We start from the raw sequence: 13,369 nt of genomic DNA, 5'->3' as shown, positions 1-13,369 counted from the left end.
CCTTGATGGGGACGTGTTTACCATTTTTGCCGGTAGGCCCGCCACTTGCCCCGTTGCCGGCGTGCCGGCTCAGTCCAGGAACAGCTCCACCACATCGTTGGTGAAACGCCGTCCCAGCGCGGTGGGGCGGACCCGGCCGGCATCGATTTCCAACCAGCCGCGGCGGCACGCCAGCTCCAGGGCCGGCTGCAACACGCTGCGGTGCAGGCCGGTGCGGACCTCGAAGTCGGCCAGCGCGAACCCTTCGTGCAAACGCAGCAGGTTGAGCATGTACTCGAATGGCAGCCGCGCCGCCGTCAGGATCTCGTCGCCGCCCAGGGCGTTCTCGCCGCCGGCATTGGCCATGTAGGTCTGCGGGTGCTTGTGCTTCCAGCGGCGCAGGATGTGCTGCCCGGCCCCGGAACTGATCTTGCCATGGGCTCCGGCACCGATGCCCAGGTAGTCGCCAAAGCGCCAGTAGTTGAGGTTGTGCGCGCTCTGGCGGCCGGGCCGGGCATAGGCGCTGACTTCGTACTGTCCGTAACCGGCCTCGGCCAGCAGCGCCTGGCAGTGCTCCTGCATGTCCCAGGCGTGGTCGTCGTCGGGGATGCCCTGCGGCGGCCGCGCGAAGAACACGGTGTTGGGTTCCAGCGTGAGCTGGTAGTGCGAGATATGCGTCGGCTGCAGCGCGAAGGCGCGTTCCAGGTCGGTCTCGGCCTGGGCCAGCGTCTGCTCGGGCAGCGCGTACATCAGATCGATATTGAAGTTGTCATAGCCGGCATCCTGCGCCAGCTTGACCGCGCGCTCGGCCTCGCCGCTGTCGTGGATGCGGCCCAGGCGCTTGAGCGCCGCGTCGTTGAAACTCTGGATGCCGAAGCTGATGCGGTTGACCCCGGCGGCGCGATAGCGGTCGAAGCGGCCGTGCTCGGCGGTACCGGGGTTGGTCTCCAGCGTCACTTCCAGGTTCGGGGCGAAGCGCAGCCGTGCGCTGGCCGCCTGCAGGAAGCGGTCGATCGCTTCAGGGGGGAACAGGCTGGGGGTGCCGCCGCCGAAGAACACGCTGTTGACCACCCGGCCCCAGACCAGGGGCAGGTCGAAGTCGAGGTCGCGGATCAGCGCGTCCACATAGGCCTCGAACGGCAGTTCGCCCTTGGCCGCATGCGAATTGAAATCGCAATACGGGCATTTGCGCACGCACCAGGGCAGGTGCACGTACAGGGAAAGCGGCGGTGGAACCAGCTGCACCTGGGACGGCCCGGAGCAGCCGCAGGCGTCGCCGTGGAGGTGGGAATGCGCGGTCATCGGTGTTCCTCAGCGCGTCGGCAGGTGGGACAGCTTCTGCACCAGCAGCTGCAATGCCTTGGCGCGGTGGCTGCGGCGGTTTTTCTGCGCCGGCTCCATCTGCGCCGCGGTCAGGCCCAGTTCCTCGTCCAGGAACACCGGGTTGTAGCCGAACCCGTTGCTGCCGCGCAGTTCGTCGATGATGCGGCCCTCCCAGCTGCCTTCGCAGATCAGCGGCTGCGGGTCATGGGCGTGGCGCAGCAGCACGATCACCGCATAGAAGCGCGCGGTGCGGCGCTCGCCGGGCACGTCCCGCAAGGCGTCGAGCAGCTTGGCGTTGTTGGCCGCATCGTCGGTGGGGCTGCCGGCATAGCGCGCGCTGTACAGCCCCGGCGCGCCATCGAGCGCATCGACAATCAGCCCCGAGTCGTCGGCCAGTGCCGGCAGGCCGGTGTGTTGGCAGGCGTGGCGGGCCTTGATCAGCGCGTTCTCGACGAAGGTCAGGCCGGTCTCGGCCACCTCGCCCACGCCCAGCGCGTGCTGCGGCACGATCTGCAATGGCAGCGCGGCCAGCATGGCCTGCAGTTCTTCCAGTTTGCCGGCGTTGCCGCTGGCCAGCACCAGTTTCATGGTTTGGGCTCCAGCAGGTCCCAGGTGTTGCCGTACAGGTCGCGGAACACCGCGACCGTTGCATAGCTTTCTTCGCGCGGGGTTTCGAGGAATTCGACGCCGAAGGCGCGCATCGCGGCGTAATCGCGCCAGAAGTCGTCGCTGTTCAGGAAAAACCCGACGCGGCCACCGGTCTGGTTGCCGATATGCGCGCGCTGCTGGTCATTGCTGGCACGCGCCAGCAGCAGGGCCGCCGCGCTGCCATTGGCTGGGCCGACCACCACCCAGCGCTTGTCGCCCTGGTCGATATCCTGCAGCAGTGCGAAGCCGAGCGCCTCGGTGTACCAGGCGATGGCCGCGTCATAATCGGCCACCACCACGGTGACCAGGGCCAGGTGCCGGCTCATGCCTGCGCCAGAGCCGCCTGCTGCGCATCGAACAGCTGGCGGATGCCGTTTTCGCCCAAGGCCAGCAGCGTATCCAGTTCGTCACGGCGGAACGCATGGCCCTCGGCGGTGCCCTGCAGTTCAATGAAACCGCCGCCATCATTCATCACGATGTTCATGTCGGTATCGCAGTCGCTGTCTTCAGCGTAATCCAGATCCAGTACCGGCACGCCCTTGTAGATGCCGACCGACACCGCGGCTACCGCGCCGAAGATCGGGTTGCGCTTGATGTCGCCGCGCTTGAGCAGCAGGTTCACCGCATCCACCAACGCCACGTACGCCCCGGTGATCGCCGCGGTACGGGTGCCGCCATCGGCCTGCAGCACGTCGCAGTCCAGGGTGATGGTGCGCTCGCCCAGCGCGTTGCGGTCGATGCAGGCGCGCAGGGTGCGGCCGATCAGGCGCTGGATTTCCAGCGTGCGACCGCCCTGCTTGCCGCGCGCGGCCTCACGGTCGTTGCGGGTGTGGGTGGAGCGCGGCAGCATGCCGTATTCAGCCGTCACCCAGCCTTCGCCCTTGCCACGCAGGAAGCCGGGCGCGCGATTCTCGACACTGGCGGTGCACAGCACGCGGGTTTCGCCAAAGCTCACCAGCACCGAGCCTTCGGCGTGGCGGGTGAAAGCGCGTTCGATGCGCACCGGGCGCAGCTGGTCGGCCTGGCGGCCGCTGGGACGGGAGAAGGTCATGGGTAGTCCGGATTGCGAAGAGCGGAATAGGGCGCCCGGGTGGTCGAAACACCGGCGTCCGGGGTGGGCTAGGGTACCATTCGCCCTTTGAAGCGCATCGGAAATCCACATGATTCGAAGCATGACCGCCTATGCCGGCGGCGAACGCGTGACCCCCTGGGGCACCCTGGGATGCGAGCTGCGTTCGGTCAATCACCGCTTCCTCGAAGTGGGCGTGCGCCTGCCCGAGGACCTGCGCGCGCTGGAACCGCAGTTGCGCGAGCGGATGGCGGCGCGGGTCAGCCGCGGCAAGCTGGATCTGGTGATGCGTCTGCGCGCCCCGGAAGCGGCGACGTCGCTGGCGGTCAACGAAGCGCTGGTTGAACAGCTGGGCGAACTGGCACTGCGGCTGCAGCCGCGCTTTCCCGGCATGCGGATCGGCTTCACCGACCTGCTGCAATACCCCGGCGTGCTGCGCGCCGAATCCCCCGATACCACCGCGTTGCAGGCCGAGGCACTGGCGCTGCTGGAGGCCACCATCGACAGCTTCGTACAGTCGCGCGAGCGCGAAGGCGAGCAACTGGCCCGGGCGATCAGCGAGCGGGTGGATGCGGTCGAGGGCATCGCCGTCGAGGTGCGGACCCTGATTCCGGTGATCCGTGAAGGACAGCGCGCCAAGCTGGCGGCCCGTCTGGCCGACCTGCCGCATCCGGTGGATCCCGGCCGCGCCGAGCAGGAGCTGGTGCTGTGGCTGCAGAAGCTGGATGTGGACGAGGAACTGGACCGGCTGGTCAGCCACATCGCCGAGATCCGCCGCGTGCTGCACCAGCGCGAGCCGGTTGGCCGGCGTCTGGATTTCCTGCTGCAGGAATTCAACCGCGAGGCCAACACGCTGGGCTCCAAGTCGGTGGACAGCCGCACCTCCAATGCCGCGGTCGAGCTGAAAGTGCTGATCGACCAGATCCGCGAGCAGGTGCAGAACATCGAGTGACCGCTTGCGGGCAGTTGCCTTGACCGTACCGGTTGCCTGCAGCCGTTGCGTTTTTCCTTACAACCAAAGAAAAAAGCCATGCGCGGCACTCTCTATATCGTCGCCGCCCCTTCCGGGGCCGGCAAAAGCAGCATCGTCAACGCCACTCTGGCGCGCGATCCGCAGATCGCGCTGTCGATCTCGTTCACCTCGCGGGCGATGCGCCCGGGTGAGGAGAACGGCAGGCACTACCACTTCGTCAGCGCCGGCGAATTCGAGCGGATGATCGACCAGGGCGAATTCTTCGAACATGCGCTGGTCCATGGCGACTGGAAGGGCACGGCGCGCCAGTCGGTGGAGCCGCAACTGGCCGCGGGCAAGGACGTGCTGCTGGAAATCGACTGGCAGGGCGCGCGGCAGGTGCGGGAGAAAGTGCCTGGCGCGGTCAGCGTGTTCATCCTGCCGCCATCACGCCAGGCGCTGGACGAGCGCATGCGCAAACGCGGACAGGACAGCGAGGCGGTGATGGCCCGGCGCCTGGCCGCCGCGCGCGAGGAAATGCTGCATTACGACGAATTCGACTACGTCATCGTCAACGAGGATTTCGCCACCGCGGTGTCGGAGATGTGCGCCATCTTCACTGCCAGCCGCTTGCGGCGCGCCTGCCAGCAACAGCGTCATCGCGAACTGATTGCCGCCCTGCTGGACCCGGAAATTGCGGCAAATGCTTGATTCAAAAGGACCGGTTCAGGTATTTGCTTGATTTCCGGCGACCCCGGGGCGTACAATCCGCCCCCTTTCCCACATTCAATCGAGCGGCCGTTGCTGGTCGCCGGGAGCCCGCATGGCCCGCATTACCGTAGAAGATTGCCTGGAAGTCGTCGACAACCGTTTTGACCTGGTCATCATGGCGTCCAAGCGTGCCCGCCAGTTGGCAAATGGGGTCCAGGCCACGATCGACAACAGCGAGACCGACGACAAGCCGACCGTGCTGGCGCTGCGTGAAATCGCCGCCCGCAAGATCGACAACGCGCTGATCGACGAAGTCGAAAAAGCCGAGCGTGAGCGTGCCGAACGCGAAGCGCTGGAGTGGGCTGCCGCCGAAGTGGTCGCCGACGAAGACATGTCCAAGAACGACGACTGATCGCGGCCTCCGCGACGATCGCCGTTTCCAGCAGACAGCCCGCCAACGCGGGCTGTTTTGCATTGTGGCGTTTGCCGTTATTCCGCTGCTGGCATAGTCTTCTGGCATGAACCCAGGCCCCTCTGCCCAGGTAGCCGCGCCGGTGGGCGTGGTGGTACCTGACTATGTCCTTCAACTCGAACGTGCAGCCGCTTATCTGCCTGCCGAGCAGTTGCCGTTGCTGCGCCGTGCGTGGGAAGTGGGGGCGTCGGCGCACGCGGGCCAGACCCGCAAGTCCGGTGAACCCTACATCACCCATCCGGTGGCGGTGGCCAGGATCCTGGCCGAGTTGGGGCTGGATGCCGAGGCGCTGATCGCCGCGATCCTGCACGACACCATCGAGGACACGCCGCTTACCCGCGACGCCCTCGCGGCTGAATTCGGCGAGGCCGTGGCCGAGCTGGTGGAAGGCGTCACCAAGCTGGACAAGCTCAAGTTCCGTGACCGCCAGGAAGCGGCCGCCGAGAGCTTCCGCAAGATGCTGCTGGCGATGTCGCGCGATCTGCGCGTGATCATGATCAAGCTCGCCGACCGCCTGCACAACATGCGCACACTGGGCGCGCAGAGCGCCGAGGCGCGCGAGCGCATCGCGCGCGAGACACTGGAGATCTACGCGCCGATCGCGCAGCGGCTGGGCATGAGCCTGATCAAGTCCGAGCTGCAGAACCTGGGTTTCCGCGCGCTGTATCCGTGGCGTCACGCGATCATTGAAAAGCACATCCGCAGCCAGCCGGTGGTGCGGCGCGAGGCGATGGCGCAGGTGGAGGTGCAGCTGTCGCAGCGACTGGCGCGCGAGGGGCTGGAGCATCGCCTCGTCAGCCGCATCAAGACGCCGTGGAGCATCTACAACAAGATGCATGACGAGAACAAAAGCTTCGACCAGGTGATGGACGTGTTCGGCTTCCGCCTGGTGATGCGCAGCGTGCCGAATTGCTACCACGCCCTCGGCGCGGTGCATGCCACGTTCAAGCCGCTGGACGGGCGCTTCCGCGATTTCATCGCCATTCCCAAGGCCAATGGCTACCAGTCGTTGCACACGGTGCTGTTCGGGCCTTATGGCTCGCCGATCGAGGTGCAGATCCGCACCGAGGAGATGGACCTGATCGCCGAGCGCGGCGTGGCGGCGCACTGGACCTACAAGTTCGGTGGCGACACCCCGAACAGTGCGCAGAGCCGGGCCCATGCGTGGATCGTGGAACTGATCGAATCGCAGCGCGCTGCCGGCTCGTCGCTGGAGTTCCTGGACAACGTCAAGGTCGACCTGTTCCCGGACGAGGTCTACCTGTTCACCCCCAAGGGCAAGATCCTGGCGTTGCCGCGCAATTCGACCGCGCTGGACTTCGCCTACGCGGTGCATACCGACGTCGGCAACAGTGCGGTGGCCTCGCGGGTGGACAAGAAACTGGTGCCTCTGCGCACGCGCCTGACCAGCGGGCAGACGGTGGAGGTGATCACCGCACGCTCGGCCACCCCCAAGCCGCAATGGCTGGAGTTCGTGGTCAGCAGCAAGGCGCGTACCGCCATCCGTCACCAGCTCAAGCAGCTTGAGCATGAGGACGCGGTGCAGCTGGGCCATCGCATGCTCGACCGCTCGCTTGAAGCGATGGACAGCTCGCTCGAACGCCTGCCCAAGGGCCGCCTGGATGCGTTTCTGGCCGAACACCGCTACCCGCGCCTGGAGGCGTTGCTGGCCGATGTGGCGTTGGGCAACTGGATGCCGACCCAGGCCGCGCAGGCCCTGATGGCGTATGCCGAACTGCGCACAGCCGGGCAGCCGCCGCGTGCGCAGGAGAAGATCCTGATCAACGGCAGCGAGCGTGGCGTGGTCAGTTTTGCCAACTGCTGCCAGCCGATTCCGGGCGACGACATCATGGGTTACCACACCGCCGGCAAGGGCATCGTGGTCCACCGCATGGACTGCCCGAACCTGGCCGAATTGCGCAAGTCGCCCGAACGCTGGGTGCCGATCGGCTGGGACAGCAGTGTGGCCGGTGACTACGACACGTCGCTGATCGTGGAAGTCGAGAACGGTACCGGCGTGCTGGCGCAGCTGGCGGCGGCGATCGCCCAGAGCCAGTCCAATATCGAACGGGTCGACTATCTGGATCGCGACTTCAACGCGGCGGTGCTGTGCTTCAACATCCAGGTGCGTGACCGCAACCATCTGGCCGAAGTGATGCGGCGCCTGCGACGTCTGAATGTGGTGCAGTCGGTGCGTCGCCAGTAAGCGCCGGGCGCTTCTCCACAGCGGGTGTGCAGCAACCCCCTGACAAGCTGTGGATAAACTTCTTTGGCCCTGGTGGGGCGGACGTTTGCGGGTGATGGTGAGAAATTGTCCAGGCACGGTGTTCCGCGTGCGGCTGCGTTGATGCAAGCGACGGCTGGCCTGCGGCAGGGAAGGGGTGGACGTTACAATGGCCGGCCTTGTCCCGTGTGGAGCTGCCATGTCCCGTCAGATCATCAACACCGCCAATGCCCCGGCCGCGATCGGTCCGTATTCGCAAGCCGTGCGCGCCGGCAACACCGTGTATTTCTCCGGCCAGATCCCGCTGGACCCGGCCACCGGCGAGATCGTTGCCGGTGACGTCGCGGTGCAGGCGCGTCGCTGTTTCGACAACCTCAAGGCCGTGGCCGAGGAAGCCGGTGGCTCGCTTGACAGGATGGTGCGGCTGGGACTGTACCTGACCGATCTGGGCGAGTTCGCCAAGGTCAATGCGGTGATGCAGGAATACTTCCAGGCCCCGTTCCCGGCCCGCTCCACCATCGAAGTCTCGGCGCTGCCCAAGGGTGCCAATTTCGAAGTCGACGCGGTGATGATTCTCGACTGATAGCGCCGCCCGTCCGGATGACGCCGGGTCTTGCACGGCGTCTGCCTGGTCCGGCGTCTGAGGGCGATGCCAATAGTCGCGATCGGCGACTATCCGCGCCTGCCATGCAGGGCGCGGATGCCGGTCGGAACCGCCGCTTGCGATGGACGGCATTGGACGCCACCGCAGGATCGCGCCGGTGCCGGGGTTTCTGTTTGGCGGTGATCCCGGCATCCTTGTGCGATGTCTGCCCTTCGCCGCTCCTTTTCCGTGGATCTGTCCTGCGAGCCGCTCAGCTGCCTTGCCGGGGTCGGCCCGCGGGTGGCCGCCAAGCTGGAGGCGCGCGGTCTGCTGACGCTGCAGGATCTGTGGCTGCACCTGCCGCTGCGCTACGAGGACCGCACCACGCTGGTCCCGATCCGGGCGCTGAAGCCGGGCCTGTCCGCGCAGGTGGAAGGGCGGGTGGAGGCGGTCGAGCGCGGCTTCCGCTACCGGCCGGTGTTGCGCGTGGCGGTAGGCGATGCTTCCGGCAGCACGCTGGTATTGCGCTTTTTCCATTTCCGCGCCGCCCAGGTGGCGCAGCTGGCGGTGGGCACGCGCCTGCGCTGTTACGGCACCCCGCGTCCCGGCCAGCATGGGCTGGAGATCGTGCACCCCAGTTACCGGGTGCTTGGCGACCACGAGGACGCCGGGTTGGGCGAGGCGCTGGATCCGGTCTACCCGGCAGTGGAGGGCATCGGCCCGGTCTCGCTGCGCAAGCTGATCGGCCAGGCCTTGGACCGGCTGCCGGAGGCGCCGGCGCTGGAGCTGCTGCCGGCGTCTTTCCTGGGCGGATTGGGTCTGCCGTCATTGCGACAGGCGCTGCTGACCATGCATCGGCCGCCGCGTGATGCGGACGTGGCCGCACTGGCGGCGGGCACCCATCCGGCGCAACAGCGGCTGGCGATGGAGGAACTGCTGGCCCACCATCTGAGCCTGCGCCGGCAACGCATCGCGCTGCAGCAGCATCACGCGCCGTCGTTGAAAGGGCGCGATGGACTGGTAAAAGCGCTGCGGCAGTCGCTGCCATTCCAGCTCACCGGCGCGCAGGCGCGGGTGTTCGAACAGATCCGCAAGGATCTGGCCAAGGCCAGCCCGATGCTGCGGCTGGTGCAGGGTGATGTCGGGTCGGGCAAGACGGTGGTGGCGGCGTTGGCCGCGATGCTGGCGGTCGAACGCGGCAAACAGGTGGCGCTGGCCGCGCCCACCGAGCTGTTGGCCGAGCAGCATCTGTTCAATCTGCGCGGATGGCTGGAACCGTTGGGCGTGCGCATCGGCTGGTTGGCGGGCAAGGTCACCGGCAAGGCGCGCGCCGCGGTCCTGGCCGATGTCGCCTCCGGCCAGGCGCAGGTGGTGGTGGGCACGCATGCGCTGATGCAGCAGAACGTGGTGTTCCATGACCTGGCGTTGGCGATCATCGATGAGCAGCACCGGTTCGGGGTGCACCAGCGCCTGGCCCTGCGCGACAAGGGCGCGGCCGGGCGCAGTGTGCCGCATCAGCTGGTGATGACCGCCACGCCGATTCCACGCACGCTGGCGATGGCCGCGTATTCGGACCTGGATGTTTCGGCCATCGACGAGCTGCCGCCGGGGCGCACCCCGGTGCAGACCATCGTCATCAGTGCCGAGCGCCGTCCCGAGCTGGTCGAGCGCATCCGCGTGGCCTGCGCGCAGGGGCGGCAGGCGTACTGGGTCTGTACGTTGATCGACGAGAGCGACGAGGTGGTCGCCACCGCCGCACAGAATACGTTCGACGCCCTGTCGGCGCAGTTGCCCGAGTTGAAGGTCGGGCTGGTGCACGGGCGGATGAAGGCCGCCGAGAAGCAGGCGGCGATGCGTGGCTTCAAGGCCGGCGAGATCGACCTGCTGGTGGCCACGACGGTGATCGAGGTCGGCGTGGACGTGCCCAATGCCTCGCTGATGCTCATCGAGAATGCCGAGCGCCTCGGGCTGGCCCAGTTGCACCAGTTGCGTGGCCGCGTCGGGCGCGGCGCGGCCGCATCCAGTTGCGTGCTGATGTACCAGTCGCCGCTGTCGTCGATGGCGCGCGAACGGCTGGAAACCATGCGCCAGACCAATGATGGCTTCCTGATCGCCGAGAAGGACCTGGAGCTGCGTGGCCCCGGCGAATTGCTGGGCACGCGGCAGACCGGGCTGGCGGCGTTCCGCGTGGCCGATCTGGCCCGCGACGCCGGATTGCTGCCGGATATCCATGCGCTCGGGGAGCGGCTGCTGCAGGAGTCGCCCGAATTGGCCGATCGCATTGTCGCCCGCTGGATCGGCGGTGCGGTGCGGTACGCCTCAGCCTGAATGCCGGGGCCGCGCTTCCGTTGTCAGGTCCGGGGTGCGAGACTCCATGGCCAACCAGAAGTGAAACAAGAGATGAGCAAAAAAATTCCGTTGCTGATTGATACCGATCCGGGCGTGGACGACGCGCTGGCCCTGTTGATGGCGTTTGCAGACGTCCATCATGAGGTGGTGGGACTCACAGTGGCGGCAGGCAATGTCGGTCTGCAACACACCGTGCGCAATGCGTTGAAGCTGTGCGAGATTGCTGGCCGCGAGGATGTGCCGGTGTTCGCCGGCGCCGCCGACCCGCTGGTGTATCCGGCCGAAGATGCCGCGCACGTGCATGGCGTTGACGGTTTCGGCGATGTGAACCTGCCGGCCGCTGCGCGCCAGGCCGAAGCCGAACATGCGGCGCTGGCCATCCTGCGCCTGTCGCACCAGTACGCGGGCGAGTTGTTCCTCGTCGCGCTGGGGCCGCTGACCAACATCGCGCTGGCACTGAAACTTGACCCGACGCTGCCGCAGCGGGTGAAGCGTTTTCTGGTGATGGGCGGGGCGATCAACGGCCACGGCAACATCACCCCGGTGGCCGAATTCAATATCGCCTTCGATCCGGAAGCGGCGCATATCGTGTTCTCGCTGTTCCCGCATGTCGAAGTGGCCGACTGGGAAGCCACGGTGGCCCATGGGCTGCTGCACCGCGATGTCGAGCAATGGCTGGCTGCGGACAGCGACCAGGCGCGTTTCTACGAGCTGATTTCGCGCCAGACCCGGCTCTGGTCGGAAGACGGTCGCGGCGAGCGCTGGTTTGCCGCCGATGCCTTGGCGATGGCGTGGGCGTTGCAGCCGGAGGGCGCCACACAGCTGGAGCAGCGTCCGCTGTGCGTGGAGCTCGCCGGTACCCATACCCGCGGCGCGACCGTAGTGGACTGGAACCGCCAGACCGGGCGCGCGGACAACACCACGCTGCTGATCGGCTACGACCAGGAGCGCTTCGAAGCGCAGGTGCGAGTGGCACTGGGCGTGGCCTGAAGCAGGGGTCAATCGCCGTTTGCTAATTTTTGGCGCGGCGGACTATAATGCCCGTCTTGACCACCAGCCATACGGTGAGAGCCCCATGAAGGCCGACATTCATCCTGCTTACAACAACGTCGTTTTCCACGACGTGACTTCCGATTTCAAGATCCTTACCCGTTCGACCATGTCCTCCAAGGAGACGGTCAAGTGGGAAGATGGCGAAGAATACCCGCTGATCAAGGTTGAAATTTCCTCGGCTTCGCATCCGTTCTACACGGGCAAGCACAAGGTCATCGACACCAGCGGTCGCATCGACAAGTTCCAGAAGCGCTACGCGCGCTAAGCTGGCGGCTGTGGGTGCCTACAGCGGTCGTGCCTTGTGCGCGGCCGCTGTTTTGTTTTGTCTGCGATATGGCCGGAGTCTCGCGGCGACGCGGTATCTGCGGCTGTGACGCTATGTTGCAGCGGAAGTGGCGGTTGCGACTTCCGTCGTAGCGACGAGCAAAATGTTGCTATGCGATAATGGCGCGATCCGTGGTGCAAGCCGCGGTCTTCATTCACGCGTCTGCCCGCTACCTCTCCGCAGGACAGGCGCCTTCCACCGAGGAGCGCACACTGTGTCCGATCTTGATCAGGTCACGCTCAACGCCGGCGACAAGTCGGTTGTTCTGCCTGTACTCAAACCCACCTTGGGCAATGACTGCGTCGATATTTCGAAGCTGACCAAGGAAACCGGTCTCTTCACCTACGACTCCGGTTACACCGCTACCGCCAGCTGCAAGTCGGCCATCACCTTCATCGACGGTGATGAGGGCGTGCTGCTGTATCGCGGCTACCCGATCGAGCAGTTGTCGGAAAAATCCAGCTTCGTCGAAGTGGCCTATCTGCTGGTCAACGGCGAGCTGCCCGATGCCGCGCAGCTGAAGGCGTTCGAAGCCGAATTGACGGCCGAATCCACCGTCGATGCGTCCATCAACACGCTGATCGGCAGCTTCGCCAAGGATGCCCATCCGATGGCGATCCTGGCTGCCTCGATCGCGCAGTTGTCGGCCAAGTACCACGCGTCGCTGGATCTGGCCGATGAGGTCCAGCGCCGCCAGGCCGCGCTGCGCCTGATCGCCAAGGTGCCGACCCTTTCGGCGCTGATCTACCGCCATTCGCAGGGTCTGCCGGCCAACCAGCCGGATGCCTCGCTGGACTACGTCAGCCGCTTCCTGAAGCAGACCTTCGAATCGGCCGATGGCCAGTACGAGATCAGCCCGGCCGTGGTCAAGGCGCTGGATCTGCTGTTCATCCTGCATGCCGATCACGAGCAGAACGCCTCGACCTCGACCGTGCGCCTGGTGGGTTCCACCGGTGCCAACCCGTATGCCTCGGTCGCCGCCGGCGTCACCGCGCTGTGGGGTCCGGCTCATGGCGGCGCCAATGAAGCCGTGCTGAAGATGCTGGAAGAGATCGGCTCGGCCGACAACGTCGAGTCCGCCGTGCTCAAGGCCAAGGACAAGGCTTCGGGCTTCCGTCTGATGGGCTTCGGCCATCGCGTGTACAAGAACTTCGACCCGCGCGCCAAGATCATCGGGGTGATGACCAAGCAGGTGCTGGAAGAGCTGGGTGTGCAGGATCCGCTGCTGGATGTGGCCGTCAAGCTGGAGCAGGCCGCGCTGCAGGACGAGTATTTCGTCGCCCGCAAGCTGTACCCGAACGTGGATTTCTACAGCGGCATCATCTACAAGGCGCTGCAGATTCCGACCGAGATGTTCACCGTCATGTTCGCCCTCGGCCGTACCGCCGGCTGGGTGGCGCATTGGCTGGAACAGCAGGTGGATCCGGAAATGAAGATCGGCCGTCCGCGCCAGGTCTACACCGGCTACGACGTGCGCAACTACAGCAAGTGAGGTTCGGCGCCGACCGGCGTCGGCGTCACCTGAGGCGAGAAGGCCCCGCGATTGCGGGGCTTTTTTGTGGCACCGCGGGACAGCGGCGGCCGGCGAAGGCCGGTGCTTGCAAGGGCAGGCAGGAACCGGCCAGTGGCAGGGTATTCATCCGGGGCACTGCGAACGATCGGCGTTGCCAGCCCTGTCCCC

General features: G+C 66.1%; 13 protein-coding genes. 9 read left to right on the top strand and 4 right to left on the bottom strand.

Annotated elements, in window-relative coordinates; genetic code table 11:
* Positions 1-69 precede the first annotated feature (69 nt).
* Genes hemW through rph form a run of 4 tightly spaced genes read right to left on the bottom strand, consistent with a single transcriptional unit; the run spans position 70 to position 3,001 of the window.
* Positions 70-1,281, bottom strand: a complete 1,212-nt coding sequence (hemW, locus tag QZH66_RS01285; protein ID WP_305804133.1) for a radical SAM family heme chaperone HemW — start codon at positions 1,279-1,281, stop codon at positions 70-72.
* A gap of 9 nt (positions 1,282-1,290) precedes the next feature.
* Positions 1,291-1,890: an RdgB/HAM1 family non-canonical purine NTP pyrophosphatase gene (gene rdgB / locus QZH66_RS01280; protein WP_305804132.1), complete on the bottom strand. Its 600-nt coding sequence runs from the start codon at positions 1,888-1,890 to the stop codon at positions 1,291-1,293.
* Entirely contained in the window at positions 1,887-2,276 is a 390-nt protein-coding gene (locus QZH66_RS01275) for a VOC family protein (RefSeq protein ID WP_305804131.1), read from the bottom strand. The genes rdgB and QZH66_RS01275 overlap by 4 nt, the downstream gene beginning before the upstream one ends.
* Complete coding sequence (rph, locus tag QZH66_RS01270; protein ID WP_305804130.1) at positions 2,273-3,001, bottom strand: ribonuclease PH; 729 nt, start codon at positions 2,999-3,001, stop codon at positions 2,273-2,275. The genes QZH66_RS01275 and rph overlap by 4 nt, the downstream gene beginning before the upstream one ends.
* 109 nt (positions 3,002-3,110) lie before the next feature.
* Here rph and QZH66_RS01265 point away from each other — a divergent pair, with 109 nt between their 5' ends.
* From QZH66_RS01265 to QZH66_RS01225, 9 genes are all read left to right on the top strand, one after another.
* The gene (locus QZH66_RS01265; protein WP_305804129.1) at positions 3,111-3,971 is read left to right on the top strand and encodes a YicC/YloC family endoribonuclease; all 861 of its coding nucleotides are present in this window, start codon (positions 3,111-3,113) and stop codon (positions 3,969-3,971) included.
* Between the two features lie 78 nt (positions 3,972-4,049).
* Complete coding sequence (gene gmk, locus QZH66_RS01260) at positions 4,050-4,682, top strand: guanylate kinase (protein WP_305804128.1); 633 nt, start codon at positions 4,050-4,052, stop codon at positions 4,680-4,682.
* Between the two features lie 112 nt (positions 4,683-4,794).
* On the top strand, positions 4,795-5,094 hold the full coding sequence (gene rpoZ, locus QZH66_RS01255; protein WP_305804127.1) for a DNA-directed RNA polymerase subunit omega: 300 nt from the start codon (positions 4,795-4,797) through the stop codon (positions 5,092-5,094).
* Positions 5,095-5,200: 106 nt separating this feature from the next.
* Complete coding sequence (locus QZH66_RS01250) at positions 5,201-7,360, top strand: bifunctional (p)ppGpp synthetase/guanosine-3',5'-bis(diphosphate) 3'-pyrophosphohydrolase (RefSeq protein ID WP_305804126.1); 2,160 nt, start codon at positions 5,201-5,203, stop codon at positions 7,358-7,360.
* Between the two features lie 217 nt (positions 7,361-7,577).
* Positions 7,578-7,961, top strand: coding sequence for a RidA family protein (locus tag QZH66_RS01245; RefSeq protein ID WP_305804125.1), 384 nt, complete (start codon positions 7,578-7,580; stop codon positions 7,959-7,961).
* 222 nt (positions 7,962-8,183) lie between these two features.
* Positions 8,184-10,289 carry an ATP-dependent DNA helicase RecG gene (gene recG / locus QZH66_RS01240; RefSeq protein ID WP_305804124.1) on the top strand — a complete coding sequence of 702 codons (2,106 nt, stop codon included), beginning with the start codon at positions 8,184-8,186 and terminating at the stop codon, positions 10,287-10,289.
* A 72-nt stretch (positions 10,290-10,361) separates the two neighbouring features.
* A complete protein-coding gene (locus QZH66_RS01235) occupies positions 10,362-11,300 on the top strand; it encodes a nucleoside hydrolase (RefSeq protein WP_305804123.1) in 939 nt (312 codons plus the stop codon).
* An 85-nt stretch (positions 11,301-11,385) separates the two neighbouring features.
* Positions 11,386-11,628, top strand: coding sequence for a type B 50S ribosomal protein L31 (locus tag QZH66_RS01230; protein ID WP_305804122.1), 243 nt, complete (start codon positions 11,386-11,388; stop codon positions 11,626-11,628).
* 274 nt (positions 11,629-11,902) lie between these two features.
* The gene (locus tag QZH66_RS01225) at positions 11,903-13,180 is read left to right on the top strand and encodes a citrate synthase (RefSeq protein WP_305804121.1); all 1,278 of its coding nucleotides are present in this window, start codon (positions 11,903-11,905) and stop codon (positions 13,178-13,180) included.
* Positions 13,181-13,369: the final 189 nt, after the last annotated feature.

Origin of the sequence: Stenotrophomonas sp. YIM B06876 (assembly GCF_030711595.1) — a bacterium.
Taxonomy (GTDB): Bacteria; Pseudomonadota; Gammaproteobacteria; order Xanthomonadales; family Xanthomonadaceae; genus Stenotrophomonas.
Note: the sequence above shows the minus strand (reverse complement) of the source record. Positions and strands in the feature narration are given on the sequence as shown.

Excerpts from the sequence above, each read along its gene's own strand:
- hemW (WP_305804133.1), bottom strand. The coding sequence starts at position 1,281 with ATGACCGCGCATTCCCACCTCCACGGCGACGCCTGCGGCTGCTCCGGG.
- rdgB (WP_305804132.1), bottom strand. The coding sequence starts at position 1,890 with ATGAAACTGGTGCTGGCCAGCGGCAACGCCGGCAAACTGGAAGAACTG.
- QZH66_RS01275 (WP_305804131.1), bottom strand. The coding sequence starts at position 2,276 with ATGAGCCGGCACCTGGCCCTGGTCACCGTGGTGGTGGCCGATTATGAC.
- rph (WP_305804130.1), bottom strand. The coding sequence starts at position 3,001 with ATGACCTTCTCCCGTCCCAGCGGCCGCCAGGCCGACCAGCTGCGCCCG.
- QZH66_RS01265 (WP_305804129.1), top strand. The coding sequence starts at position 3,111 with ATGATTCGAAGCATGACCGCCTATGCCGGCGGCGAACGCGTGACCCCC.
- gmk (WP_305804128.1), top strand. The coding sequence starts at position 4,050 with ATGCGCGGCACTCTCTATATCGTCGCCGCCCCTTCCGGGGCCGGCAAA.
- rpoZ (WP_305804127.1), top strand. The coding sequence starts at position 4,795 with ATGGCCCGCATTACCGTAGAAGATTGCCTGGAAGTCGTCGACAACCGT.
- QZH66_RS01250 (WP_305804126.1), top strand. The coding sequence starts at position 5,201 with ATGAACCCAGGCCCCTCTGCCCAGGTAGCCGCGCCGGTGGGCGTGGTG.
- QZH66_RS01245 (WP_305804125.1), top strand. The coding sequence starts at position 7,578 with ATGTCCCGTCAGATCATCAACACCGCCAATGCCCCGGCCGCGATCGGT.
- recG (WP_305804124.1), top strand. The coding sequence starts at position 8,184 with ATGTCTGCCCTTCGCCGCTCCTTTTCCGTGGATCTGTCCTGCGAGCCG.
- QZH66_RS01235 (WP_305804123.1), top strand. The coding sequence starts at position 10,362 with ATGAGCAAAAAAATTCCGTTGCTGATTGATACCGATCCGGGCGTGGAC.
- QZH66_RS01230 (WP_305804122.1), top strand. The coding sequence starts at position 11,386 with ATGAAGGCCGACATTCATCCTGCTTACAACAACGTCGTTTTCCACGAC.